Origin of the sequence: Vibrio sp. OPT46, assembly GCF_015163535.1 — a bacterium.
GTDB classification, from domain to species: Bacteria; Pseudomonadota; Gammaproteobacteria; order Enterobacterales; family Vibrionaceae; genus Vibrio; species Vibrio alginolyticus.
On sequence record NZ_JADDYG010000036.1, the window covers coordinates 1 to 447 of the forward strand.

Here is a 447-nt window from a genome sequence, read left to right on the forward strand (position 1 = left end):
AGCTTTTTCAATGCAACACTGAGTTGCTGGTTGGATTCATATAACTCTAAGCTTTTCTGTTCCAACAGCTGCTCAGCTGCTTTTCTTGATGCAACTTCTCGTTTGAGTTTCCTTTCTAATGAGGAACTTCCCGTCATATCGTTCTTATTGAGCCTCTAACCAAAAACGTACTTTGCTGCCATCTTCTGACTGGTTTTGATGTTTGATATGAACTACCTCACCAAAATGTGCAGCACAACCTTTTATCAATCCTAAGCATACGTGAGACATACATCTTGCGCTGTGGTAGTCAAATACCAATTGGGATTGGTTTTCACTAATGAAATCAAATTGCGGAGGGTTAGCATCAGGATAGAGCTTCTTAACTTCGACATGAATAAAGTCTTCAACATGGCGAACAAATTGAAACGTCGTTTCACACTGTTGCAAACTGGCGTGACTAGGAAT

General features: G+C 40.3%; 1 protein-coding gene. It reads right to left on the reverse strand.

Annotated features, from left to right (window positions below; genetic code table 11):
- Positions 1–144: 144 nt before the first annotated feature.
- A partial coding sequence (locus IQR33_RS02390; protein ID WP_193843476.1) for a heme NO-binding domain-containing protein occupies positions 145–447 on the reverse strand: 303 nt, incomplete at its 5' end.